The organism is Curtobacterium sp. MMLR14_006 (assembly GCF_001864985.1).
GTDB lineage: Bacteria > Actinomycetota > Actinomycetes > Actinomycetales > Microbacteriaceae > Curtobacterium.
Genome location: NZ_MJGU01000023.1, coordinates 437,515 through 461,366 on the forward strand (window position 1 = coordinate 437,515; position 23,852 = coordinate 461,366).

19 protein-coding genes, 1 tRNA gene and 1 pseudogene are annotated in these 23,852 nt (G+C 72.7%); 15 read left to right on the forward strand and 6 right to left on the reverse strand.

All coding sequences use genetic code 11. From position 1 onward, the window contains the following. Positions 1 to 54: 54 nt before the first annotated feature. On the reverse strand, positions 55 to 2,007 hold the full coding sequence (acs, locus tag BIU94_RS13905; RefSeq protein ID WP_071261321.1) for an acetate--CoA ligase: 1,953 nt from the start codon (positions 2,005 to 2,007) through the stop codon (positions 55 to 57). 576 nt (positions 2,008 to 2,583) lie between these two features. On the opposite strand from acs, the gene BIU94_RS13910 reads away from it, so the two are divergent. The 11 genes from BIU94_RS13910 to BIU94_RS13960 all read left to right on the forward strand — a co-directional run bounded on the left by BIU94_RS13910 (position 2,584) and on the right by BIU94_RS13960 (position 11,894). After that, positions 2,584 to 3,606 (forward strand): CpaF family protein, encoded by a 1,023-nt coding sequence (locus BIU94_RS13910; protein WP_083404842.1) that lies wholly within the window; start codon positions 2,584 to 2,586, stop codon positions 3,604 to 3,606. Next, entirely contained in the window at positions 3,603 to 4,436 is an 834-nt protein-coding gene (locus BIU94_RS13915; protein ID WP_071261323.1) for a type II secretion system F family protein, read from the forward strand. The genes BIU94_RS13910 and BIU94_RS13915 overlap by 4 nt, the downstream gene beginning before the upstream one ends. An 84-nt stretch (positions 4,437 to 4,520) precedes the next feature. Further along, a complete protein-coding gene (locus BIU94_RS13920) occupies positions 4,521 to 4,718 on the forward strand; it encodes a DUF4244 domain-containing protein (protein ID WP_071261325.1) in 198 nt (65 codons plus the stop codon). Continuing rightward, on the forward strand, positions 4,702 to 5,034 hold the full coding sequence (locus BIU94_RS13925) for a TadE family protein (RefSeq protein WP_071261334.1): 333 nt from the start codon (positions 4,702 to 4,704) through the stop codon (positions 5,032 to 5,034). Before BIU94_RS13920 ends, BIU94_RS13925 begins: the two co-directional genes overlap by 17 nt. A 19-nt stretch (positions 5,035 to 5,053) precedes the next feature. Continuing rightward, positions 5,054 to 5,494, forward strand: a complete 441-nt coding sequence (locus BIU94_RS13930; protein WP_071261336.1) for a hypothetical protein — start codon at positions 5,054 to 5,056, stop codon at positions 5,492 to 5,494. Continuing rightward, positions 5,470 to 8,277, forward strand: coding sequence for a type I DNA topoisomerase (gene topA / locus BIU94_RS13935; RefSeq protein WP_071261339.1), 2,808 nt, complete (start codon positions 5,470 to 5,472; stop codon positions 8,275 to 8,277). The genes BIU94_RS13930 and topA overlap by 25 nt, the downstream gene beginning before the upstream one ends. Further along, entirely contained in the window at positions 8,274 to 8,909 is a 636-nt protein-coding gene (gene tmk, locus BIU94_RS13940) for a dTMP kinase (protein ID WP_071261341.1), read from the forward strand. Before topA ends, tmk begins: the two co-directional genes overlap by 4 nt. Before the next feature lie 25 nt (positions 8,910 to 8,934). Then, on the forward strand, positions 8,935 to 10,077 hold the full coding sequence (locus tag BIU94_RS13945) for a DNA polymerase III subunit delta' (protein WP_071261344.1): 1,143 nt from the start codon (positions 8,935 to 8,937) through the stop codon (positions 10,075 to 10,077). A gap of 170 nt (positions 10,078 to 10,247) precedes the next feature. Then, positions 10,248 to 10,883, forward strand: coding sequence for a TetR family transcriptional regulator (locus tag BIU94_RS13950; protein ID WP_071261346.1), 636 nt, complete (start codon positions 10,248 to 10,250; stop codon positions 10,881 to 10,883). A 44-nt stretch (positions 10,884 to 10,927) separates the two neighbouring features. After that, positions 10,928 to 11,003: transfer RNA gene (locus tag BIU94_RS13955), tRNA-Thr, on the forward strand. Between the two features lie 450 nt (positions 11,004 to 11,453). Next, entirely contained in the window at positions 11,454 to 11,894 is a 441-nt protein-coding gene (locus BIU94_RS13960; RefSeq protein WP_139196049.1) for a BLUF domain-containing protein, read from the forward strand. A 60-nt stretch (positions 11,895 to 11,954) separates the two neighbouring features. Here BIU94_RS13960 and BIU94_RS13965 read toward each other — a convergent pair whose 3' ends face one another. After that, a complete protein-coding gene (locus BIU94_RS13965) occupies positions 11,955 to 13,625 on the reverse strand; it encodes an HAD family acid phosphatase (protein WP_071261353.1) in 1,671 nt (556 codons plus the stop codon). Between the two features lie 155 nt (positions 13,626 to 13,780). Here BIU94_RS13965 and BIU94_RS13970 point away from each other — a divergent pair, with 155 nt between their 5' ends. From BIU94_RS13970 to BIU94_RS13985, 4 genes are all read left to right on the forward strand, one after another. Continuing rightward, positions 13,781 to 14,776, forward strand: coding sequence for a Gfo/Idh/MocA family protein (locus tag BIU94_RS13970; RefSeq protein ID WP_071261355.1), 996 nt, complete (start codon positions 13,781 to 13,783; stop codon positions 14,774 to 14,776). Positions 14,777 to 14,848: 72 nt separating this feature from the next. Beyond that, a complete protein-coding gene (gene dacB / locus BIU94_RS13975; protein ID WP_083404844.1) occupies positions 14,849 to 16,357 on the forward strand; it encodes a D-alanyl-D-alanine carboxypeptidase/D-alanyl-D-alanine-endopeptidase in 1,509 nt (502 codons plus the stop codon). 23 nt (positions 16,358 to 16,380) lie between these two features. After that, a complete protein-coding gene (locus BIU94_RS13980; RefSeq protein WP_071261358.1) occupies positions 16,381 to 17,001 on the forward strand; it encodes an isochorismatase family protein in 621 nt (206 codons plus the stop codon). A gap of 71 nt (positions 17,002 to 17,072) precedes the next feature. Further along, on the forward strand, positions 17,073 to 18,500 hold the full coding sequence (locus tag BIU94_RS13985) for an NAD-dependent succinate-semialdehyde dehydrogenase (protein ID WP_071262144.1): 1,428 nt from the start codon (positions 17,073 to 17,075) through the stop codon (positions 18,498 to 18,500). Positions 18,501 to 18,581: 81 nt separating this feature from the next. On the opposite strand, the gene BIU94_RS13990 is transcribed toward BIU94_RS13985, so the two are convergent. The 4 genes and pseudogenes from BIU94_RS13990 to ribD all read right to left on the reverse strand — a co-directional run bounded on the left by BIU94_RS13990 (position 18,582) and on the right by ribD (position 23,781). Next, positions 18,582 to 20,426, reverse strand: a complete 1,845-nt coding sequence (locus BIU94_RS13990; protein ID WP_071261362.1) for an ABC transporter ATP-binding protein — start codon at positions 20,424 to 20,426, stop codon at positions 18,582 to 18,584. A gap of 113 nt (positions 20,427 to 20,539) precedes the next feature. Then, positions 20,540 to 21,910 (reverse strand): MFS transporter, encoded by a 1,371-nt coding sequence (locus tag BIU94_RS13995; protein ID WP_071261366.1) that lies wholly within the window; start codon positions 21,908 to 21,910, stop codon positions 20,540 to 20,542. A 183-nt stretch (positions 21,911 to 22,093) separates the two neighbouring features. Beyond that, a pseudogene (gene ribA / locus BIU94_RS14000) lies at positions 22,094 to 22,717 on the reverse strand (GTP cyclohydrolase II); the annotation flags it as partial. Between the two features lie 29 nt (positions 22,718 to 22,746). Beyond that, on the reverse strand, positions 22,747 to 23,781 hold the full coding sequence (gene ribD, locus BIU94_RS14005; RefSeq protein WP_071262148.1) for a bifunctional diaminohydroxyphosphoribosylaminopyrimidine deaminase/5-amino-6-(5-phosphoribosylamino)uracil reductase RibD: 1,035 nt from the start codon (positions 23,779 to 23,781) through the stop codon (positions 22,747 to 22,749). Positions 23,782 to 23,852: the final 71 nt, after the last annotated feature.

Here is a 23,852-nt window from a genome sequence, read left to right on the forward strand (position 1 = left end):
TGAGCAGGGCCTCCAGTCCGAGACGGACGGGAGGCCCTGCTCGCGTTCCCGGGACTACATGAGTTCCGCGATGGTCGCCATGATCGTCGGGTCGGCCAGCGTGGTCGTGTCGCCGATGCGGCGGCCCTCGGCCGCGTCGCGCAGCAGGCGTCGCATGATCTTGCCGGAGCGCGTCTTCGGCAGCTCCGGCACGATGACCACCTGGCGGGGCTTGGCGATCGCACCGATGCGCTTGCCCACCCAGTTCCGGAGCTCGGTCGCGGCGGACTCGCGGTCGACGTCGGCGGCGGCCTCGGCGGTCAGGATGACATACGCGACGACCGCCTGTCCGGTGGTCTCGTCGGCGGCACCGACGACCGCGGCCTCGGCGACGCCCTCGTGCCCGACCAGCGCGGACTCGATCTCGGCCGTCGACAGACGGTGTCCCGACACGTTCATGACGTCGTCGACGCGGCCCTGGATCCAGATGTCGCCCTGGCCGTCGAGCCGCGCGCCGTCGCCGGCGAAGTAGCGGCCGGGGAACCGCGACCAGTAGGTCTCGACGAAGCGGTCGGGGTCACCCCAGATGCCGCGGGCCATCGACGGCCACGGTTCGGTGATGGTGAGGTAGCCGCTCTCGCCGGGGTCGGCGCGGTTGCCGTCGTCGTCGACGATCTCCGCGACGATGCCGGGCAGCGGCGTCTGCGCGGCGCCGGGCTTGAGCTTCGTGACGCCGGGCAGGGCGGAGATCATGATCGCGCCGGTCTCGGTCTGCCACCACGTGTCGACGATCGGGGTGCGGTCGTGGCCGATCACCTGGCGGTACCAGTTCCAGGCCTCGGGGTTGATCGGCTCGCCGACGCTGCCGAGCAGGCGCAGGGTCTCGAGGCTGCGGGCCTCGGGGATCTCGCGACCGGCCTTCATCGCCGCACGGACCGCGGTCGGGGCGGTGTACAGGACGGTGACGCCGTACGAGTCGACGATGTCCCACCAGCGGCCGGGCTTCGGCTCGTCGGGCGTGCCCTCGTAGAGCACCTGCGTCACGCCGTTCGCGAGGGGTCCGTAGACGACGTAGGAGTGCCCGGTGATCCAACCGATGTCGGCCGTGCACCAGTAGACGTCCTTCTCCGGGTGCATGTCGAACACGTTCTTGTGCGTGTAGGCCGCCTGCGTCAGGTACCCGCCGGAGGTGTGCACGATGCCCTTCGGCTTCCCGGTCGTGCCCGAGGTGTACAGGATGAAGAGCGGGGTCTCGGCGGGGAAGGCCTCGGGCGTGTGCTCCGGGGCGGCCTTCGCGACCTCGTCGTGCCACCAGAGGTCGCGGTCGTTCCAGGCGATCTCGTTGCCGCCGCGCTTGACCACCAGGACGTGCTCGACACTGTCGGTGCCGTCGCCCTCGAGCGCCTCGTCGACGGCGGGCTTGAGCGCGGACACCGCCCCACGGCGCCAGCCGCCGTCAGCCGTGACCACGAGCTTCGCGCCGGCGTCCTCGATGCGGGCGCGCAGGCTCTCCGCGCTGAACCCGCCGAACACGACGGAGTGCACGGCGCCGATGCGGGCGACGGCGAGCATCGTGACGACCGCCTCGGGGATGAGCGGCAGGTACACGACGACGCGGTCGCCCTGGCCGACGCCGAGGTCGGTGAGCATGTTCGCGGCGCGCTGCACCTCGGCGGTGAGCTCGGCGTACGTGATCCGGCGGGTGTCGCCGGGGGCGCCCTCGAAGTGGATCGCGACCCGGTCCCCGTTGCCGGCGCGCACGTGCCGGTCGAGACAGTTCTCGGCGACGTTGAGCGCGCCGTCGGCGAACCACTTCGCGAACGGGGCGCCGGACCAGTCGAGGGTCTGCGTGAACGGGGTCCGCCAGTCGAGGAGCGTGCGGGACTGCTCCGCCCAGAACGCCTCGCGGTCGGCGGCGGCGGCCTCGTGCAGGTCCGCATTCGCCACCGCGTCGGCGACGAACTCGGGCGGCGGCGGGAAGGTCGCGCCGTCGTCCTCGCGGTGGTCGGTCTGGGTCGGAGTGGACATCGATGTCCTTTCGCGTCGTTGCGTCCTCAGGGTGCGGAACGGATGCTACCCCTCGGCCGGACCGGGGTGCGGCGCTGTTGCCCCGCGTGGCGGCGCGCCCGGACGGCGCGTCGGGGGTTGCCCCTCCCGAGGGTTCGTGGGGTACAGTAGATCCCGCTGGACTCGTTTCCGGCGGCATCGAATCGGATTCCCCCCAATCCTCCGATGTCCAGGCGGCACCTGTTCCCCCCAACCGGTGCCGCCTCTTCTTTTGCCCGGGGTCCGGCTCGCGGCACACCGTCCCGCCAGACTGTCGAGTGACCCTCGGATCCGCATGGGCACGCGGGTCGGTGGACAGAACGGTCCACGATCACGTGCGGTGTGTCAGTCGTTGACATAGCGGTTGCGATGCAAACGCATGCTCGACCCGGCGACGATCCTGGGGTGGCCGGGGACCTCCAGCGCGGGAACGCCGAACGGGGTACGGGATTCCGTTCCGGGGGACAAAACGGAGCACGGCTCGTGCGCTGCTCCGTCGTGCACAAACCTGTGCCTGCGGACTCGGTGACGGACCGCGGACCCCTACGGTCGGGCGGCATGCACCGCCTCCGTGCCGCACCTGCTCCCACCCCGTCCGCCGTGGTGCCGTTCCTGCCCGGCGTCCCACCGCCGTCGCGACGACGAGCGGACGCGGTCCTCGAGTTCGAGGAACTCGCCGACCTCGTCTCCGACGCGGCCGTCACCGACGTGCTGGTGCTCGGCGGCGTCGGTACCTGGGTCGACCGCGGTGCCGGCCTGCTGGCGGTGCAGCCCGTGCTGCCGGAAGCACGGACGCGCGAGCTCGCCACCCGCCTGGTCGCACTCGGCGGGCGGCACGTCGACGAGACCACCCCGTGCGCGGACGTCCGGCACGGCGACGGCGTGCGGGTGCACGTCGTCCTGGCGCCCGTGTCCGTGGGCGGGACCGCGCTCTCCGTCCGCCTGCCCCACCCCGAGCCGCCCACCCTCGACGCCCTCGAACGCAGCGGCACCTTCGACGACGTGCCCCGGGCCTGCGTCGACCGGGCGGTCGCGGCGCGCCGCAACGTGCTCGTCACCGGCGCGACGGGCAGCGGCAAGACCACCCTGCTCGCGGCGATGCTCGGCGCGGTCCCGACCGACGAACGGATCGTCACCGTCGAGGACGTCGCCGAACTCCGCATCGCGCACCCGCACGTCGTCGCGCTCGAGGCCCGGCAGGCGAACGCCGAGGGCGCCGGAGCGCTCGGTCTCGACCGCCTGGTGCGCGAGGCCCTGCGGATGCGGCCTGACCGCCTCGTCGTGGGGGAGTGCCGCGGCGCCGAGGTCCGGGAGCTCCTCGCCGCGCTGAACACCGGCCACGACGGCGGCGCCGGCACCGTGCACGCCAACGGGCTCGACGACGTCGCCGCACGCCTCGAGGCGCTCGGCGCACTCGCCGGCCTGGGTGTCGAGGCGCTCGCCCGCCAGGCGGTCAGCGCCGTCGACCTCGTCCTGCACGTCGAACGCCGTGCCGGCGGACGGCGGCTCGCCGGCGTCGGCGTCCTGCGGGTGGGTCCGGACGGGAGGCTCGTGGTGCGCCCCGAGGACCCGACCGGGTGAGCAGGCGGCCAGCACCCGACCCCGCGCGCGCCGCCGGCACGCTCGACGAGGTCGCGACGCTGGCGGCCGCCGGCGTCCCGCAGCCGCGGGCCTGGGAACTGGTCGGGGGCCTGCCGGACCCCGGCACCCCTGCCGCCCGCGACGTCCTCGTCGTGCTCCGGGTCGCCGAACGCACCGGAGCCCCGGTCGCCCCGACGCTCCGCCGCCTGGCCGCGGCGCTCCGACGGACGGCCGCGTCGGACCGGGCGGTCCGCGTCGCGCTCGCCGGGCCGCGGACGAGCGCCCGCGTGGTCCTCGCGCTCCCGCTCCTCGGCCTCGCCCTCGGAGCGGCCTGGGGAGCCGGGGCGGTACAGGTGCTCGTGTGGTCGCCGGCGGGCTGGGCCTGCACGGCGCTCGCCGTCGTGCTCGTGTCCGTCGGACGGACCTGGACCGCACGGCTCGTGCGCGCGGCGACGCCGGACGGCCGCGTGCCCGGGACCCTGCTCGACGCCTGGGCGGTCGCCGTCTCCGGCGGCGGGTCCTGGACCGCGGCGGGGGCAGCCGTGACGGCCGCGACGGACGGGACGCCCCTGCCTGCGGCGGAAGTGGTGCGCCTGCGCGAGGTCCTCAACCTGGCGCAGCGTGCCGGGGTCCCCGCGGGAGCGCTCCTGGCACGGGCCGCCGAGGACGTCCGTGACGAGGCGGCCGCGGCGGGCCTCGTCCGGGCCGAGCAGCTCGCCGTCCGTCTCGTGCTGCCGCTCGGCGTCTGCGTGCTGCCCGCGTTCGTCCTGGTCGGCGTCGTCCCGGTCGTGGTCGGTGTCCTCTCCTCCACCGTCACCGGCATCCGGTGACCTCTCCACAGATGTCCACTGCCCACCACGACGGACCGCCGTGCTCCGCGACGCTGGTGGCACACGACAGAGAGGAACGAACCCATGAGCACTCCCACCCCACCGCGCCGTCGCCCCCGGCTCGCTCCGCGCCTGCGCGACGAGCAGGGCTCGGCGACCGCGGAGTACGCCGTCGTCATCCTGGCCGCCGTCGCGTTCGCCGGCGTGCTCGTCGCCGTCATGCGCTCGGGCGAGGTCCAGACGCTCCTGACCGACCTCGTCCGCGGTGCCCTCGCACCGTGAGCGCGGGGCGGTCACCGTCGAGTTCGCGGTCGTCCTGCCCGCGGTGGCCCTCGTGCTCACGTCGCTCGTCGCGGCCGTGCTCGTCGTCGACGGGCGGGGCCGACTCGAACTGGCGGCCGCCACGGCGGTCCGGGCGCTCGGCCGGGGTGACGAGACCGCGGCGCGGGCAGCGGTCGACCGGATCGCTCCCGGCGCATCGATGCGGGTCAGCCGCTCCGACGGCCTGGTGTGCGTCGACGCAACGCGGGCCGGCACCGGGCCGTTCGCGGCGGTCGCCGTGCACGCGACGACGTGCACGGTCGACGGGGGCCGGTGAGGCGGGTTCGGCGACCGTCGTGCTGGCCGTCGTGCTGGCGCTCGGCGTGTCGGTCGCCTCGGCGGCGCTCGCCGCCGCCGGCTCGCGCGGTCAGGTCGTGCACGCGCAGGGGGTCGCCGACGCCGCTGCGACCTCGGCCGCCGCCGCGGTCGTCGGACTCGTGCCCGGCGCGCCGTGCGCCGTCGCCGCCCGGGTCACCGCGGCGGACGACTCCGTCCTCACCGGCTGCGACACCCGTTCCGCGACGGTCCGGGTCCACGTCCGCGTGGGGTCCGGACCGTTCGCCGTCGACGCGGACGCGGTCGCCGGTCCGGCGGACGAGCAGCCCGGACACTGTGTGTATGGTGTGCCTGTCGGCCACCGGTCACCGATGTCCCGGGCGACCCGGACACGATCGTGGCCGGGGCCGACCAGCACCATCGATCAAGGAGACACGTGCCAGGCACGAAGAAGCTCGTGATCGTCGAGAGCCCCGCGAAGGCGAAGACGATCGCGCAATACCTCGGTGACGGATACGACGTCCAGGCCTCGGTCGGACACATCCGCGACCTCGTCGAGCCGAAGAACCTGCCGGCCGAGCTGAAGAAGGGCTCCCTCGGCAAGTTCTCGGTGGACGTCGACAACGGCTTCGAGCCGTACTACGTCGTGTCCGACGCCAAGAAGAAGACCGTCTCCGAACTCAAGCGCGCCCTGAAGGACGCCGACGAGCTCTACCTCGCAACAGATGAAGACCGCGAGGGCGAAGCGATCGCATGGCACCTGCTCCAGGTCCTCAAGCCGAAGGTCCCCGTCAAGCGGATGGTCTTCCACGAGATCACGAAGGAGGCCATCCAGCGCGCGCAGGAGGCCACCCGTGAGCTCGACACGGCCCTCGTCGACGCGCAGGAGACCCGCCGCATCCTCGACCGCCTGTACGGGTACGAGGTCTCGCCGGTCCTGTGGCGCAAGGTCGGCCCCGGCCTGTCCGCCGGTCGCGTGCAGTCCGCCGCCACGCGGCTCGTCGTCGACCGCGAGCGCGAGCGCCTGGCGTTCGTCTCCGCGAACTACTGGGACCTGTCCGCCCGCTTCGAGCGGACCGGCGAGTCCGCGTTCTCCGCACGCCTCGCCCGGATCCAGGGGACCCGCGTCGCCTCCGGCCGCGACTTCGACGACCGCGGCACGCTGAGCGGTGACGTCGTCCGGCTCGACCAGGCGGCCGCCGCCTCGCTGACCACCGTGCTCGAGCGCGCCGGTGACGCCACCGTGCGCAGCGTCGAGTCGAAGCCCTACACCCGTCGTCCCGCGGCGCCGTTCACCACGTCGACCCTGCAGCAGGAGGCCGCGCGCAAGCTCCGCCTGTCGCCGCGGCAGACCGCCCGTGCCGCCCAGACGCTGTACGAGAACGGGTACATCACCTACATCCGTACCGACTCGGTCTCGCTCTCGCAGCAGGCGATCAACGCCGCCCGCAAGCAGGCGGCCGACCTCTACGGCGCGGCGACCGTCCCGGACAAGCCGCGGCTGTACGCCAGCAAGAGCAAGAACGCGCAGGAGGCCCACGAGGCGATCCGCCCCGCCGGTGACTCCTTCCGCACGCCGCAGCAGCTCGAGGGCACGCTGACCGGCGTCGAGTGGCGGCTCTACGACCTCATCTGGAAGCGCACGATCGCGTCGCAGATGGCGGACGCCAAGGGCTCGACGGCGTCCATCGTCCTCGGCATCGCGTCGGGGGAGTCCGTCGAGGGCCTCGCGGTCACCGCGAACGGCACCGACGCCGAGTTCACCGCGTCCGGCACCGTCATCACCTTCCGCGGCTTCCTCAGCGCGTACGAGGAAGGCCGCGACGAGGACCGCCACGAGTCCTCCGACCGCGCCGGGCAGGACGTCGCCCTGCCGGACGTCAAGCAGGGCGAGCACCTCGAGGTCCACGACGTCGAGGCCAAGGGGCACGACACGACGCCGCCGCCGCGCTTCACCGAGGCGAGCCTCATCAAGACGCTGGAAGAGCTCGGGATCGGGCGTCCGTCGACCTACCCGACGATCAGCCCGACGATCATCGACCGCGGGTACGTCTCGCTGCGCGGGACCCAGCTCGTGCCGAACTGGATCGCGTTCAGCGTGGTGCGCCTGCTCGAGGAGTACTTCGGCGAACTCGTCGAGTACGACTTCACCGCCGAGATGGAAGAGGACCTCGACCGGATCGCCCGCGGCGACGCCGACCGGGTCGACTGGCTCAAGGGCTTCTACTTCGGTGGCGGAGCCGAGGACCAGCGCGGGCTCCGCACGGTCATCGACAACCTCGGTGAGATCGACGCCCGCGAGATCAACTCCGTCGAGCTCGCACCGGGGCTGACCCTGCGCATCGGCCGCTACGGCCCCTACATCGAGGTCCCCAGCGACGACCCGGAGAAGCCGCGCCGCGTCAACGTCCCCGAGGACCTGGCCCCCGACGAGCTGACCGCCGAGAAGGCCAAGGAACTCGTCGACGCCCCGGTGCTCGGCGACCGGGTGGTCGGCATCAACCCGGAGACCGGGAAAGAGGTCCTGGCGAAGGACGGCCGGTTCGGCCCCTACGTCACCGAGCGCACGCCGGAGCCGGAGCCCACCGCGGACCCGTCCACGGGCGAGATCGTCGAGTCCACCCCGGCCGCCGAGGCGGTGCCCGAGAACACCACGGGCGACGGCACGGCCGCCGCGAAGAAGGCACCGGCCAAGAAGGCGCCCGCGAAGAAGACGACGAAGAAGCCCGCCGCCCCGAAGGAGCGCACGGCCTCGCTGTTCAAGTCGATGGACCCGCAGACCGTCGACCTCGAGACCGCGCTGAAGCTCCTCGACCTGCCGCGCGTCGTCGGGCAGGACCCGGAGACCGGCAACGACATCACCGCGCAGAACGGGCGGTACGGCCCCTACCTGAAGAAGGGGACCGACACCCGCACGCTGCCGGGCGAGGACGCGATCTTCGACATCGACCTGCCCGGGGCGCTCGAGCTCTTCGCGCAGCCGAAGTACGGCGGCAACCGCACCGCGAGCGCCGCGCTCAAGGAGTTCGACGCCGACCCCGTGTCGGGCAAGCCGATCAAGATGAAGGACGGTCGCTTCGGCCCCTACGTCACGGACGGCGAGACGAACGCGACGATCCCGCGCGGCGAGGACGTCGAGGCGGTCGACCACGCCCGCGCGGTGCAGCTCATCGCCGACAAGCGTGCCAAGGGACCGGTCAAGAAGAAGACGCCGGCCAAGCGGGCACCGGCCAAGAAGAAGTGACCGGTCGCTTCATCACGCTCGAGGGCGGCGACGGCGCGGGCAAGACGACCCAGGCCGAGATGCTCACGGCGTGGCTCGGCGAGCACGGTCGGACCGTGGTGCGGACCCGTGAACCCGGCGGGACCGCCCTCGGCGAGCGGATCCGCGAGATCGTGCTGCACGAACGCGGCCACGTCTCGCCCCGCGCCGAGGCGTTGCTCTACGCGGCCGACCGTGCGCACCACGTGCAGACCGTCGTCCGTCCGGCCATGGCCCGTGACGAGGTCGTGCTGCAGGACCGCTACACGGACTCGTCCGTGGCCTACCAGGGCGTCGCGCGCGGCCTCGGAGCGGAACAGATCCGCTCGGTGTCCGACTGGGCGTCCGAGGGCCTGCGCCCCGACCTGACGGTCCTGCTCGACCTCGACGTCACCGTCGGCCGGGCACGGGTGGCCGCGGCGCGCGGGGACACCTTCGACCGCCTCGAGTCCGAGGCCGCGGCGTTCCACGAGACGGTGCGCCGGGCGTTCCTCGACATGGCCGAGGCCGAGCCGGACCGCTTCCTGGTCGTCGACGCCGCGGCACCCGCCGACCACGTGCAGGACGTCATCCGTGCTGCCGTCGCGCCGCTCGTCGGCATCGACGGCGCATGACGGTGGTCGCTGACAGGATGGTGCCGTGAGCGTGTGGGACGGCCTGACCGGCCAGGAAGAAGCAGTCGCGTCGCTCCGCAACGCGGCCGAGTCGACCGACGGCACCGGCGGCATGACCCACTCGTGGCTCATCACCGGCCCGCCCGGGTCCGGCCGCTCGAACGTCGCGACCGCCTTCGCCGCGGCGCTGGTCGGGAACGGCCCCGACGACGACCACACGTTGCGGCAGATCGTCGCGAAGACCCATCCCGACGTCTCGGTGCTGACCACGCAGCGCGTCATCATCACGATCGACGAGATCCGGCAGCTCGTGACCTCGTCGCACTACTCGCCGTCGGTCGGGCGGTACCGCGTCGTCATCGTCGAGGACGCCGACCGCATGACCGAGCGCACCTCGAACCTGCTGCTCAAGGCGCTCGAGGAGCCCCCGGAGCGCACCGTGTGGATCCTCTGCGCCCCGAGCGAGGCCGACCTGCTGCCGACGATCCGGTCGCGCGTGCGGTCGGTGCGGCTCCGGGTACCCGGCATCGAGTCCGTGGCGGACCTGCTCGTCGCCCGCACCGGCGTCGACCGGGTGCTCGCGATGGACGCCGCACGCCAGGCGCAGAGCCACATCGGCATGGCACAGCGCCTCGCCACGAGCGCTGACGCCCGCGACCGCCGCCGCCGGACGCTCATGACGGTGCTCAGGGTCCGCAGCGTCGGCGACGCCGTGATGGCGGCGGCCGACCTGCTCGCCGTCGCGGACGAGGACGCCAAGGCCATCACCGAGCAACGGGACGCCGAAGAACGCGACGCCGCGCTCCGCTCGCTCGGGGTCGAACCCGGTGGGACCGTCCCGCCGGCGTTGCGTTCGCAGCTGCGCGCGCTCGAGGACGACCAGAAGCGTCGCGCCACCAGGAGCCTGCGCGACGGGCTCGACCGCATCCTGGTCGACGTGTCGTCGCTGTACCGCGACCTGCTGCTGCTCGGACTCGGCGCACCGGCGGAACCCGTGAACCTGGCGATGCGGGAGCAGCTCGACCAGGCCCTGCAGACCGTCTCGCCGGCGGCCGCGCTCGAGGTGCTCGATGCGATCGCCCTCGCCCGGCAGCGGATCGCGGCGAACGTGGCGGCGCTGCTGGCGCTCGAGGCGCTGCTCGTCACCATCGTCCGCGCAGCGCGCTGACCGACGGGTCCGATCCGGCAGACGCGCCGGATCGGTCCCGAGCGCCATCATCCGCCGGACCGCACGATGGGCGGTGACACCACCGGACGTGACGGTGCGTGGCGGACGCTGGACGGGCCTCCCGGCCGACCGGACGGTGACCGGCGAACACCGCGTGCGACAATTCCGGCATGCCCGATGCCGAACCCGGCCTGCGCGAGCGCAAGCGCCGCGCCACCCGCCGTGCGATCCAGCAGGCCGCGCTCCGCATCGCGCTCGAGGACGGGCTCGGCGCCGTCACCGTGGAGGCGATCTCGCGGCGTGCGGACGTGTCCTCGCGGACGTTCTTCAACTACTTCCCGAGCAAGGAGCAGGCGATCCTCGGCGACGACCCACGGCTGCCGGAGGACGAGTCGCTGCGGACGTTCGTCGACGGCGGGCCGGTCGGCGACGTGCTGGCCGACCTCGGGGCGCTGCTCGTGCACTCGGCGCGTGAGCTCATCGAGGAGCGGGGGCTCATCGCCGAGCGGCAGCAGGTGCTCCGGGCCAACCCCGAGCTGTTCAGCCGTCGCATGGAGTCGATGCGCGAGTTCCAGGGAGCGATCCAGGCCGCGGTCGCGCGTCGGCTGGAACGCGACGACCCGGGGTTCGCCGCCGACGCGGACGCGCTGCGGCGGCGGGCCGGCCTCGTGTCGTCCGTCGCCCTGGCCGCGCTGCGGCACGCGTGGTGGGAGTGGTCGGCCTCCGAGGCGGGTACGGACCTCGTCGACGAGCTCGAGCGCTCGTTCGCGGAGCTCGGCGTGCTCGTTTCGCGTTCGCTCGTCTGAGCCTGTATAGTCATTGACCGTGCCGCTCCGGAGACGGAGCGTCCGCCGCCTTAGCTCAGTCGGTAGAGCGATTCACTCGTAATGAATAGGTCGTCGGTTCGATTCCGACAGGCGGCTCCACGAAGCAGGGCCCCGATCAGCGTTCAGCCGCAGATCGGGGCCCTGCTGTGTGTGCGGGGGTGCAGCATCTTCGTCGTCTGACGACCGACTCCAATCCGAGACGGACAGGGCTCCGAATCAGTCCGGTCGTTCTGACCCGTTACGGGTGTGCCCGCGTCGTCGACCCGAACGTCAGCGCGGGCACACTGCGACCGATCCGACCGATCCGACCGATCCGACCGATCCGACCGATCCGACCAATCCGGGCGACCCCGGTCTCCGAACACCTGGTGTAACGGGATCAGGGAAGGCCCCGTCCGGACCCGTTCGGGTCGGGTCCGGGCGGGTCGCCCGCCGGGCCTGATGGGCCGATCCGGACCGATGCGTCGCCGGTCCCCGTTCTGGGGCTGACCCGGAGTGCGCAGTGCGCGGCAGCATGGTGCTCCGAGGCTCGCAGCACTGGAGGTCGTCTTGCTTCTGTCACTGGTCTACATGAGCGCCGCGGCCGAGCCGTTCGAGCAGCCGCAGCTCGAGGCGCTCCTCGAGCACGCCCGCGCTCGGAACGCCGCCGCCGGCCTGTCCGGCATGCTCGTGTTCAAGGACGGGCGGTTCATGCAGCTGGTCGAGGGACCGGAAGCCGCCGTGCTCGAGACCTACCAGCGCATCATCGACGACCCTCGCCACACCGACGTCGGTCTGCTCGTCGAGGAGCGCATCCACACCCCCCGGTTCGGCGAGTGGACGATGGCGTTCCACCGCGACGGCGACGGGGACCTGCCGGACGGGTTCGACGCGTTCCTGGCCGACGGGGACCGGAGCGGGGACACGAGTCGGTCGCGCGAGCTGCTCCGGTGGTTCCGCACGCACCCACTGGCCGCGCCGGACGCCGCCAAGGGCAAGCACCGCCGCTGACGGCAGCGGCGCCGGCCGCGGCACCGGGAGCGGTACCGGCGCGGGCGCCGGTGCCGGCCGTCAGGGCAGGTAGTACGTCGGGTTCGGCAGCTTCACGGTCCGGTCCGCCGAGCCGCCGAGCAGGTCGCTGTACTGGTCGCCGAGGTTCGCGACGACGTCGTAGCCGCCGCCCGACCGCGACTCGATGTGCGCTCGGGTCTGCGCCTTGTACTCGACGGTGGTGCACTTCGCCGCCGCGCACGTGACGTACGACGGCTGCTGCGAGGCGCCGACGCCGGTCCACTTCGTGTAGTAGGTCTGCGTGCCGTGCTGCGTCGCCGAGAACTGCGGGTAGCCGACGCGGTGCAGGTTCTCGATCGTGGCGGCCCGCTGGTCGTCGTTCCGGCCGGTCAGCCCGATGACGGTGCAGCCGGAGCGCGCTGCGACCGACACGAGCGAGGTCATCGACGGGGTCGCCGGGAAGCGTTCGTCCTGCACCCACTCGTCCTGGCGGGCGGGGTCGAAGACGAAGTGCATGTCCGCGACCTCCATGTCGTAGGTCCAGAGGGTGGTGTCGTCGGCGTCGAGGACGATCGCCGGGTTGCGGTGGAGCCCGCGGCCGACGGCGCACTGCGCGGCGATGACGGGCGCCTGCCCGCGCACGATCGCACGCAGTTCGCGGATGTAGGGGGAGTCACTGCGGTCGGCGAGGCCGGTGCCGGGGTCGCCGTAGTAGGTCGCGATGGTCTTCTTGACGACGTCGATGTTCGGGATGCCCTCACCGCCCTGGGTCGCGCCGGAGGACCCGTCGGCTGCCGTGGTGAACTGCGTCCGCGGGGACAGGCGCGGCTCGGAGACACCGGGCAGGTCGGCGGAGGGCAGGGAGTAGGTCGGGTTCGGCAGCTTCAGGGAGCGGTCGGCGTACCCGCCCTGCAGATCGCTCCACTGGTCGCCGATGTTCAGGGCGATGTCGTACCCGAGGTCCTGCTCGATGTGCTTGCGGGTCAGCGCCTTGTACTCGACGGTGGTGCACTTCGCCGTGGCGCACGTGACGTACGAGGGCTGCTGGGACGCGCCGGCCCCGGTCCACTTGGTGAAGAAGCGGTCTTGCGTGAACGCGGTGTACCCGACCTTCGTCAGGTTCTGGACCGTCGCGGCCTTCTGGTCGTCGTTCCGTCCGGTGAGCCCGAACACGGTGAACCCGAGTGCCTGCGCACGGTTCACGAACCGGACCATCGACGGCACGGCCGGGAAGCGTTCGTCCTGCACCCACTCGTCCTGCCGGGCGGGGTCGAAGACGAAGTGCATGTCCGCGACCTCCATGTCGTAGGTCCAGAGGGTGGTGTCGTCCGCGTCGAGCACGATCGCCGGCTTCTCGCCGCGGCGGACGGCGGCGTCGTGGATGCGTCGCAGCTGGGCGCTCTGCCGGGCGACGATCGAGCGCACCTCTCGGACGTAGGGGGAGTCGTCGCGGTCGGCGAGACCGGTGCCGGGGTCGCCGTAGTACGTCGCGATGGTCTTCTTGACGACGTCGATGTTCGGGATGCCCTCACCGCCCTGGGTCGCTCCGGAGGACCCGTCGGCCGCCATCGTGAAGTGCGTCCGCGGGGTCAGCCGGGCATCTGCCGCCTGTCCGGGCGGTCGGCCGTGCGACCCCCACCCGTGGGCGTCGGCCGGAGCGGCACCGAACAGCGTGGCGGTGAGGGCGATCGCGGCGCCGGTGGCGACGGCGGAGAGGACGGATCGGCGCATCGGCGACCTGCAGACCTTCGACTCGGGGGAGACGGCCCCCGTCCGGGGGTCGAGCAGAACGGTAGTGCTCCCCGGACCCGTCGTCCAGACCGTCTGCCCGGATCGGACACCCGGTTCGTCCGGCTCCGCCCCGGGCACCCTGGTAGACAGAGTGCATGACGGTTCGCTGGGGAGTCATCGGTACGGGCGGCATCGCACGGTCCTTCGTGGGCGACTGCGTCGCCGCGGGGGTGGAGTTCGTCGCGGTCGGCAGCCGGACGCAGCAGGCAGCCGACGCCTTCGCCGCCGAGTTCGGGATCCCACGGGCGCACGGTTCCTACGCGGACCTCGTCGCCGACGACGCCGTCGACGCCGTGTACGTCGCGACGCCGCACGCGCGGCACGCCGAGGACGCCCTGCTCGCGATCGCGGCCGGCAAGCACGTCCTGGTGGAGAAGGCCTTCACGATCACCGCGGCCGAGGCGCGAGCGGTGGTCGACGCCGCCCGCACCGCCGGGGTCGCGGTGACGGAGGCGATGTGGACCCGGTTCCTGCCGCAGGCGGCGATGATCCGGCAGGCCCTCGCCGAGGGGCGCATCGGCCGGCCGGTGCTCGTCGAGGCGACGCACCACCAGGCGCTCCCCACCGACCCCGGTCACCGGCTGCGGGACCCGGCGCTCGGCGGTGGTGCCCTGCTCGACCTCGGGATCTACCCGGTCTCGTTCGCGGTCGACGTGCTCGGGGTCCCGACGGCCGTCGCCGCGGCCGGCACGCTGAGCGACCAGGGCGTCGACACGCAGATGGGCCTGGTGCTCACCCACGAGGGCGGCGCGCAGTCGATGCTGCACTTCGGCATGGACCTGCGGAGCCCGAACACCGCGTCGGTGATCGGCGAGTCCGGGCGCATCGACCTCGACGCGACCTGGTTCACCCCGACGACGTGGCGGATCCGCGACGCCGACGGCGAGGTGGTCGAGGAGTTCGACGGACGCGAGGAGCTCACCGGCTACGCGCACGAGGCGCGTGCCTTCGAGGCGATGGTCACCTCGGGCGTCCACGACGGCGGCCCGATGGACCCCGACGAGACCGTCGCGATCATGGCCCTCATGGACGAGGCGCGCCGCCAGGTGGGCGTCCGCTACGCGGCCGACGGCCCACCCGACGCCGCGTGAGCCGGCTCACCCCGCACACGGATCGGGCGCTCGGCCTGGAGGCTCCTGCCGCACTTCCGTAGGATCGTCGCGATGTCCGAGCCGCAGCCCACCCCGTCGTCCGTCCCGGAGCGCCTCCGCGCCGCCGTCGCGAGGGCGCGTGCCTCCGCGGCCAGGCGACCGGTCCCGTGGATCGCCGGTGGGCTCGCCGCCGTGCTGGTGGTCGGCTCCGGCGGGGCCGTCGCGGTCGCCTCCGCGATGACCCAACCGGCCCGGACGACCGCCGGGCCCGCCCCGACGTCGAGCCCGTCGTCCGCCCCGAGCCGGACCGCGACCACGCGGCCGACGGGGAAGCCGAGCCCGACCGCGACACCGACCGCCCGTGCCGTCCCGGACAGTCCCGCGACCCCGGCCCCGCTGCGCACCTGCTCGATCGCCACGGCGGCGTCGGCACCGGGGCTCGGCGACTTCGAGGGCTACGTCATGGACGCGAAGACCGGCGAGGTCCTGTTCTCGAAGCACGGCGAGCGACCGGCGCAGACGGGCAGCGTCATGAAGACCCTCACCAGCGCGACGGCCCTGGCCGTGCTCGGGGGCGACCACCGCATCCCCACCACCGTGACCCGCGAGTCGGCGGGCACGATCGCCCTCGTCGGACACGGCGACGCGACGCTGTCCGCGGGCGCCGGCACCGTCTACCCGGGCGCACCGACGCTTGCGCAGCTCGCTCAGCAGGTCAAGGCGAAGGTCGGCTCCACCCCGGTGACCACGATCGTGACCGACGACTCGTACTGGAGCGACGCGGACGCCTGGGACCCGACCTGGCCGGTGTCCGAGCGCACCATCGGCTACCAGCCGGAGGTCACGGCGCTCATGGTCGACGGCGACCGCGCGAACCCCGCAGCGGCGACGTCGCCCCGCTCCGAGGACCCGGTCGGCCGAGCCGGAGCCGCCTTCCGCACCGCGCTCGCGAACGCCGGGGTCGCGGGGGCGGCATCGGCGCAGATCGTCGAGCGGGCGACCACGAGCTCGGACACCATCGCGTCGGTGTCGTCGCAGCCGGTGTCCACGCTCATCGGGCAGATGATCCCGAACTCCGACAACACCCTGGCCGAGATGCTCGCGCGGGTGTCGTCGAAGGAGTCCGGCGCGAACGGGTCGGCGGCCTCGCTCACCGGCGTCTACCAGTCGGCGCTCCGCTCGTACGGCGTCGACCCCGCCGGCATCGTCATCAAGGACGGCTCGGGCGAGAGCGCCGCGAACGCAGTGTCGCCGGAGTTCGTCGCCCACCTCATGGTCCAGGTCGCCGCCGGCGCGAAGGGCCTCGGCACGCTCGCGGACGCACTGCCGGTCGCCGGGGTGTCGGGGACCCTCGCCAGCCGGTTCACCGGGGCGAACGCCGTGGCCCGCGGCAAGGTGCACGCGAAGACCGGCTGGATCGACAGCGCCAACACGCTCGGCGGGTACATCGAGGCGGCAGACGGGTCCCGGCTCACCTTCGCCTTCTACGCCATCGGATCGTCGCGCGCCGCCGCGTTGCCGGCGCTCGACGCGGTCACCGCAGCGACCTACTCGTGCGGGAGCAAGCTCACCGCGTCGTAGGGCACCGGGTGTTGGATGGGTGCATGGCAAGAGCACTCCTCGTCGTCGACGTCCAGAACGACTTCACCGAGGGGGGAGCCCTCGCAGTGAGCGGGGGAGCGGCGCTCGCGAAGCGCATCTCCGCGTTCCTCGGCCGGCACGCCGACGAGTACGACCTCATCGTCGGCTCGCGCGACTGGCACCACGGCGACGACGACAACGGCGGGCACTTCGCCGGACCGGCCGGACCCGACTTCGTGCACACGTGGCCGGTGCACTGCGTCGCCGACACCCCGGGTGCGGCGTACCACCCGGACCTCGACACCACGACGATCGACGTCGACGTCTTCAAGGGCCAGGGGAAGCCTGACTACTCGGCGTTCCAGGCGCACACCGCCGACGGCGTCGCCCTGCCCGACCTGCTGCGCGAGCACCGCGTGCGCTCGATCGACATCGTCGGACTGACCACCGACCACTGCGTGCGGGCATCGGCGCTCGACGCCCGAGCGGCCGACATGGACGTCGCCGTCTACGACGACCTCGTCGCGGGGGTGGATGCCGACCGCAGCTCCCGCGCGCTCGAGGAGATCCGCGCTGCGGGCGGCCACATCGACCGCAGCGACATGGACGAAGGCCTCGCCAACCCCGGAGGAGCACAACTGTGACGAGCACCACCAGCACCACCACCACCACCGTCTCGGACGAGCACGTCGCCGTCCAGGGCGTCCCGACCGGCCTGTTCATCGGCGGCACCTGGCGCGCCGCGTCCGGCGGCGGGACCTTCGCCGTGCGCGACCCCTCCACCGGCGCGGTCCTCGCCGAGGTCGCCGACGCCACCCCCGAGGACGGCATCGCCGCACTCGACGCGGCGGTCGCCGCGCAGGACGCCTGGGCCTCGACGGCTCCGCGCGAGCGCTCGGACATCATGCGGCGGGCGTTCGACCTGGTCCGCGAGCACGAGGACGACCTCGCCGCCCTCATGAGCCTCGAGATGGGCAAGCCCCTCGCCGAGTCCCGCGGCGAGGTGACCTACGGCGGCGAGTTCCTCCGCTGGTTCTCCGAGGAAGCCGTCCGCATCGGCGGCGACTACCGCACGAACCCGGAGGGCACCGGCCGCGGGATCGTGCTGAAGCGTCCCGTCGGACCCGTCTACGCCATCACCCCGTGGAACTTCCCGCTCGCCATGGCGACCCGCAAGATCGGGCCGGCCCTGGCCGCCGGGTGCACCGTCGTCGTGAAGCCTGCGGACCTCACGCCGCTGACGACGCTGTTCCTCGTCGAGCTCTTCCGCCGGGCCGGTCTGCCGGACGGCGTACTCAACGTCGTCCCGGCCAGCGACGCCAAGGGCCTGTCCGAGCCGATCATCGCGGACCGACGGCTCCGGAAGCTCACCTTCACCGGCTCGACGCCGGTCGGGTCGGCGCTGCTCAAGCAGGCCGCCGACAACGTCCTCAAGACGAGCATGGAGCTCGGCGGCAACGCCCCGCTCATCGTGTTCGACGACGCGGACCTCGACACCGCGGTGGACGCCGCGATGCTCGCGAAGTTCCGCAACGTCGGCGAGGCCTGCACGGCAGCGAACCGCTTCTTCGTGCAGAAGGGGATCGCCGACGCGTTCGTGGCCGCCCTGACCGAGAAGGTGCGCGCGCTGCGCATCGGGCGTGGCACCGAGGACGGCACGACGATGGGGCCGCTCATCGACGACCGCGCCGTCGACAAGACCGCCGGACTCGTCGACGACGCGGTCGAGCGCGGCGCGGAGCTCGTCGTCGGCGGGAGCCGCGTCGACCGTCCCGGCACGTTCTACGAGCCCACCGTGCTCGACCAGGTCCGCCCGGGATCGGACATCCTCACCACGGAGATCTTCGGACCGGTGGTCTCGATCACGCGCTTCGCGACCGAGGACGAGGGCATCCGCCTGGCCAACGACACCGAGTTCGGGCTCGTCGCCTACGCCTTCACCGCGGACCTGCGTCGCGGTCAGCGCCTGGCCGAGCGGCTCGAGACGGGCATGATCGGCCTGAACACCGGCGTCGTCTCGAACGCCGCGTTCCCGTTCGGCGGCGTGAAGTCCTCCGGGCTCGGACGCGAGGGCTCGCACGAGGGCATCGAGGAGTACCTCGAGTCGGTGTACGTGCTGACGCCCGACCCATTCGCCGCCTAGCGCCGCGCGAGACCGCGCCGACCAGGAGCCGGTACCCGGCCTGTCCGCTCCGAGCGGCGGGTCGGGTGCCGGCTCCGTCCGTCAGACCAGGAGCTGGTGCTTCGCCAGGTCGCGGTACAGCGGTGTCGACTCGACGAGCTCGGAGTGCGTGCCCGACCCGACGACCCGGCCGTGCTCGAGCACGACGATGACGTCCGAGTCGACGACGGTCGACAGGCGGTGGGCGATCACGAGGAGTGTGCGGTCCTCGGCCACGGCGTCGATCGCGAGCCGCATCTTCTGCTCGTTCACGCCGTCGAGCGACGACGTCGACTCGTCGAGCAGCAGGATCGGGGGAGCGGCGAGCAGCGCCCGGGCGATCGCGAGCCGCTGGCGCTCGCCACCGGACAGCATGACGCCGTCCTCGCCCACCTGGGCGTCGAGGCCGGCGGGGTCGCGGTGCAGGACCTCGCCGAGGTTGACGGCCTCGAGCACGCGCACGCAGTCGGCCTCGGAGGCGTTCGGCGAGCCGAGGAGCAGGTTCGCGCGCAGGGTGCCGGCGAGCACCGGGGCGTCCTGCTCGACGTAGCCGATCTGGGCGCGGAGCTCGTCGCGGTCCATGCCGCGGACGTCGATGCCGCCGAGGCGGATGACCCCCTCGGTCGGGTCGTAGAAGCGCTCGATGAGCGACAGGGTCGTCGACTTCCCCGCACCGGACGGGCCAACGAGCGCGACCCGTGATCCGCGCGGGACGCGGAAGGAGACGTCCTGCAGCACCACGTCGTCTGCCGGGCGCTCGTCGGCGGGGTGGTCAGTGCCTCCGGTCCGGTCGTCGCCGGCCGCGCCGTCCGGTCCGGACGCGTCGGCCGCGGCCGCGTAGCGGAAGGTGACGTGCTCGAAGGTGATCGCGTCGTCGGTGGCGACGGCGGCAGCCGGCCGGACGGTGGCGTCGCCGTCGGACTCGTTCGGCAGCGCCAGGATCTCCTCGATCCGGCCGAGCGCACCGAGCGCCTGCGCGACCGCGACGACGGCGCCCATCGCCTGGCCGAGGGGCATGATCATCATGAACAGCAGCAGGATGAACGTGATGAGGGTGGCGATCGTGATGGTGCCGGCCGCGACCTGCGCGCCGCCGACGCCGAGGACGACGATGAACGCGACCTGCATGACGATGCTCGCGACGGGGACGACCAGGGCCGACATCTTCGCGATCGCGAGGCCGCGGACGTAGGCCTCGGTCGCGTGGCCGTCGACCTCGCTGACCTCGCGCTCGGTGGCACCGGCGGCGCGGATCGTGCGCACCGCGCCGATGCCGCGCTCGACGGCGGCCGTGAGGTCGCCGACCTTCTCCTGGGCGCGGCGCGAGGCGACGCGGATGCGCCGGCTGAGGCCGCCGACGACGACGATCGCGACGATGACGATGACGATCACGATGACGAGCAGGAGCGGGTCGATGATCGCCATCGCGATGATCGCGCCGATGAAGGTGAGCGCGCCGCCGATGGACTCGATGAGGCCCTGGGTCAGCACCGCGCGGAGCAGGGTGGTGTCGCTGCCGACGCGCGAGACGAGGTCACCGGTGCGGCGGGTGTCGAACTCCGAGATCGGCAGGTTGAGGATCCGGCCGATGAGCTTGCGACGGGTGGAGAGCACGACGCCCTCGCCCGCGCGCTGCAGCAGGAAGTGCTGCACGCCGTTGAGCAGCCCGGACACGATGACGAGCCCGATGAGCAGCCAGACGAGCGTGCTGAGCGTGTTGCCCTGCTGCACGGCGGTCACGACCTGGTTGACCAGGAGCGGCTGCGCGAGCGACGCTCCGGCGCCGAGCACGCTCAGCACGATGATGACGACCATCGCGGGCTTGTTCTCGAACAGGTAGGACAAGAGTCGGCCGAAGGTGGCGCGCGGGCCGTCCTTCGGCTTCGGACGGGCGAAGGGGAAGCTCATCGTGTCCTGGTTCCTGCCGTGGTGCTGGTGATCTGGGCGTCACCGTACCGTGACGCACCCACATCCTCTCACCCGGCGCCGACGGCGCCCCTCCGCCCTGCCCGCCTCGCCGCTCAGGCGTCGAGGTCGGTGCTCTTGGTCTCGCGGACGAACAGCAGCGCGACGAGGGTCACGACGGCCGCGAGGGTCAGGTAGAGCCCGACCAGGAAGATGTTGCCGTCCGGCCGCCACAGCGCCAGCGCGATGGTCGGCGCGAGCGAGGCCCCGAGGATCGACGCGACGTTGTACGCGATCGCCGAGCCGGTGTAGCGGACGTTCGTCGGGAAGAGCTCCGGCAGCAGGGCACCCATCGGTCCGAACGTCAGCCCCATGAGCGACAGCCCGACGACCAGGAACGTCACCACCGTGATCGGGCCGGTGGACGCGGCGAACCACAGCTGGAACATCAGGCCGAACAGGGCGATGCCGACGGTCGTCGGGATGAGCGTGCGGCGTCGGCCGAACCGGTCTGCGAGCCAGCCGGCGACCGGGGTGAAGACGCCGAAGAACACGACGCCGATCATGAGCAGGGTCAGGAACTCCCCACGGGAGTAGCCGAGTCCGACCTTCGGTACGAGCGGGCTGTTCTCGGTGCCGGTGGTGCCGTACTGCAAGGTGAACGTCGTCAGGAAGTAGAAGAGCACGTACGTCGCGACCATGCCGAAGGTGCCGACGATGACGGCCTTCCACGAGGTGCGGAACACCCGGCCGAGCGGGACCTTCGCCACCGTGCCGGACTCCTGGACACCGCGGAAGGCGGGGGACTCGACGAGCCGGAACCGCACGTACAGGCCGATGACGACCATCACCGCGGAGAGCAGGAAGGGGATGCGCCAGCCCCACGCCTGGAAGTCGGCGTTCGGGGTGCCGTCGGCAGCGGCGGGCATCGCGGCGTTGATGGCGATGAACAGGCCGTTGGCGAGCAGGAACCCGATCGGCGCGCCGAGCTGCGGCATCGATCCGAAGACCCCGCGGCGGCCCTCCGGGGCGTTCTCGGTCGCGAGCAGCGCGGCACCGGACCACTCGCCGCCGAGGCCGACACCCTGGGCGAAGCGCATCACGCCGAGCAGTGCGGGGGCCCAGACGCCGATCGTGTCGAACGTCGGCAGGCAGCCGATGAGGAAGGTGGCCGTGCCCATCACGAGCAGGGACGCGACGAGGGTGGTCTTGCGGCCGATCCGGTCGCCGAAGTGGCCGAACAGGACCGAGCCGACCGGCCGTGCGAAGAACGCGAGCGCGAAGGTGACGAAGGACGACAGCTGCGACGCCGTGGGGTCCTCGTTCGGGAAGAACAGGGTCGGGAAGACGAGGACCGCGGCGGTCGCGTAGACGTAGAAGTCGTAGAACTCGATGGTGGTGCCGACGAGGCTGGCGACGACGACGCGGGAGCGCGGGTTGCCCGTGGGCTTCGAGGGGGCGGTGGTGGGTGCCGGTGCGGCGGACATGGGGTGAGGGGACTCCGAGGGTGACGCTCACGGGGAGCGCGGCGGTGCCCCGGACGGCGGACGCCGACCGGCTCGCGCGGGGTGGCGCGGACACCGGTCGGGTGCGTTCGGGGAAGGGGGACCGCTCGTGACGGAGGCGTCGATCATACGACAGACGTCGGCAACCTGCGAATCAGCCCGGAGTCAGCTGGCGGCACCGGCCTCGAGGTGGGCGGGCAGCTGGTGGCCCATCCGGTCCCGCTTGGTGTCGAGGTACCCGGCGTTCTGCGCCGAGATCCCCACCACGAGCGGGACGAGCGACTCGACGGTCACGCCGTGCTCCTCGAGCTGGCGGCGCTTCTCCGGGTTGTTCGACAGGAGCCGGACGTTCGTGATGCCGAGGTCGGCGAGGATGCCGGCGGCGCCGCCGTAGTCGCGGGAGTCGGCGGGCAGGCCGAGCGCGAGGTTGGCGTCGAGGGTGTCGAGACCGTCCTCCTGCAGGCGGTACGCCTTGAGCTTGTTGACGAGCCCGATGCCGCGTCCCTCGTGGCCGCGCAGGTAGACGACGACCCCGCCCTCGGCGGCGATCGTGTCGAGCGCGGCGTCGAGCTGCGGCCCGCACTCGCACTTGAGCGACCCGAACGCCTCGCCGGTCAGGCACTCGGAGTGCACGCGGACCAGGGCGCCGTCGGTCGGCGCGGCGCCGTCGGGGGTCCTGCCGATGACGGCGACGTGCTCGGCCCCGGTGACGAGGTCCCGGTAGGCGCGCATCTCGAAGGTGCCGTGGGTCGTCGGCACGTTCGTCGCGACCTCGAACTGGACCGGGCTCCCGGGGGTGGGGGAGGTGAGTGCGTCGGTCATGTGGTGCTCCGGTCGTTCGTGGGCCCGTCGTGCCCGGGTGCAGCGTGGTGCGGTCGGGCTCGGACCAGCAGATCGGGGCCCAGGCTGGTGGTCGATAGTACGTGCAACCGTCGACGGTCCGGCATGCTTCCCACCCCGAGGTCGTCGAGTGCGGTGCGCGGGCCGCCGAGCAGCACGGGGGCGAGGTAGACCAGGTACTCGTCGACGAGGCCCGCGGCGACGAGCGCCGACGCCACGGTCGGTCCGCCCTCGACGAAGACCGAGTGCACGCCGTGCCCGCGCAGGGCACGGAGCGCGGCGACGAGGTCGTGGCCAGGGAGGGTCACCAGGCCGCGCGGGTGCCGACGGACGGCGGCGTCGTCCGGCACCGGTCGGTCGCCGAGCACGACGGCGAGCGGTTGGTCGGCGAGCAGTTCGCCGGCGTCCCCGCGTGCCGTCAGGCTCGGGTCGTCGGCGAGCACCGTGCCCGTGCCGACCAGGATCGCGTCGTGCGCCGCACGCTGCTCGTGGACGTGCTGCCGTGCGGCGGCACCGGTGATCCAGCGGCTCGTGCCGTCGGCCGCGGCTGCCCGGCCGTCGAGGCTCGACGCCCACTTGACCGTCACCCAGGGACGGTCGAGCCGGACCGAGGTGAGCCAGCGTTCCAGGAACGCCTCGGCCTCGTCGGCGAGGACGCCGGGGACGACCTCGACCCCGCCGGCCCGCAGCCGGTCGGCGCCGCCGTGCGCCTGGTCGCCCGGGTCGTCGACGGCGTACACGACCCGTCCGATGCCGGCGTCGAGCAGTGCCACCGCGCAGGGGCCGGTGCGACCGACGTGGTTGCAGGGCTCGAGGGTGACGACGGCGGCGGCTCCGCGGAGCAGTGCCGGGTCGACCTTCGCCATGGCGTCGACCTCGGCGTGCGGGGTGCCGGCGCCCTTGTGCCAGCCCTCGGCGAGGACCTCGCCGTCGGGGGAGAGGATCACCGCGCCGACGCGGGCGTGGTCGCCGACGGCCGGCCCGAGGGCGGCGAGTTCGAGGCCGCGGCGCATCGCGCGGACCTCGTCGGGGCGTACCGAGTCGTTCACGCGCCGAGCCTACCGGCGGTCGGTCGGTGACGTGT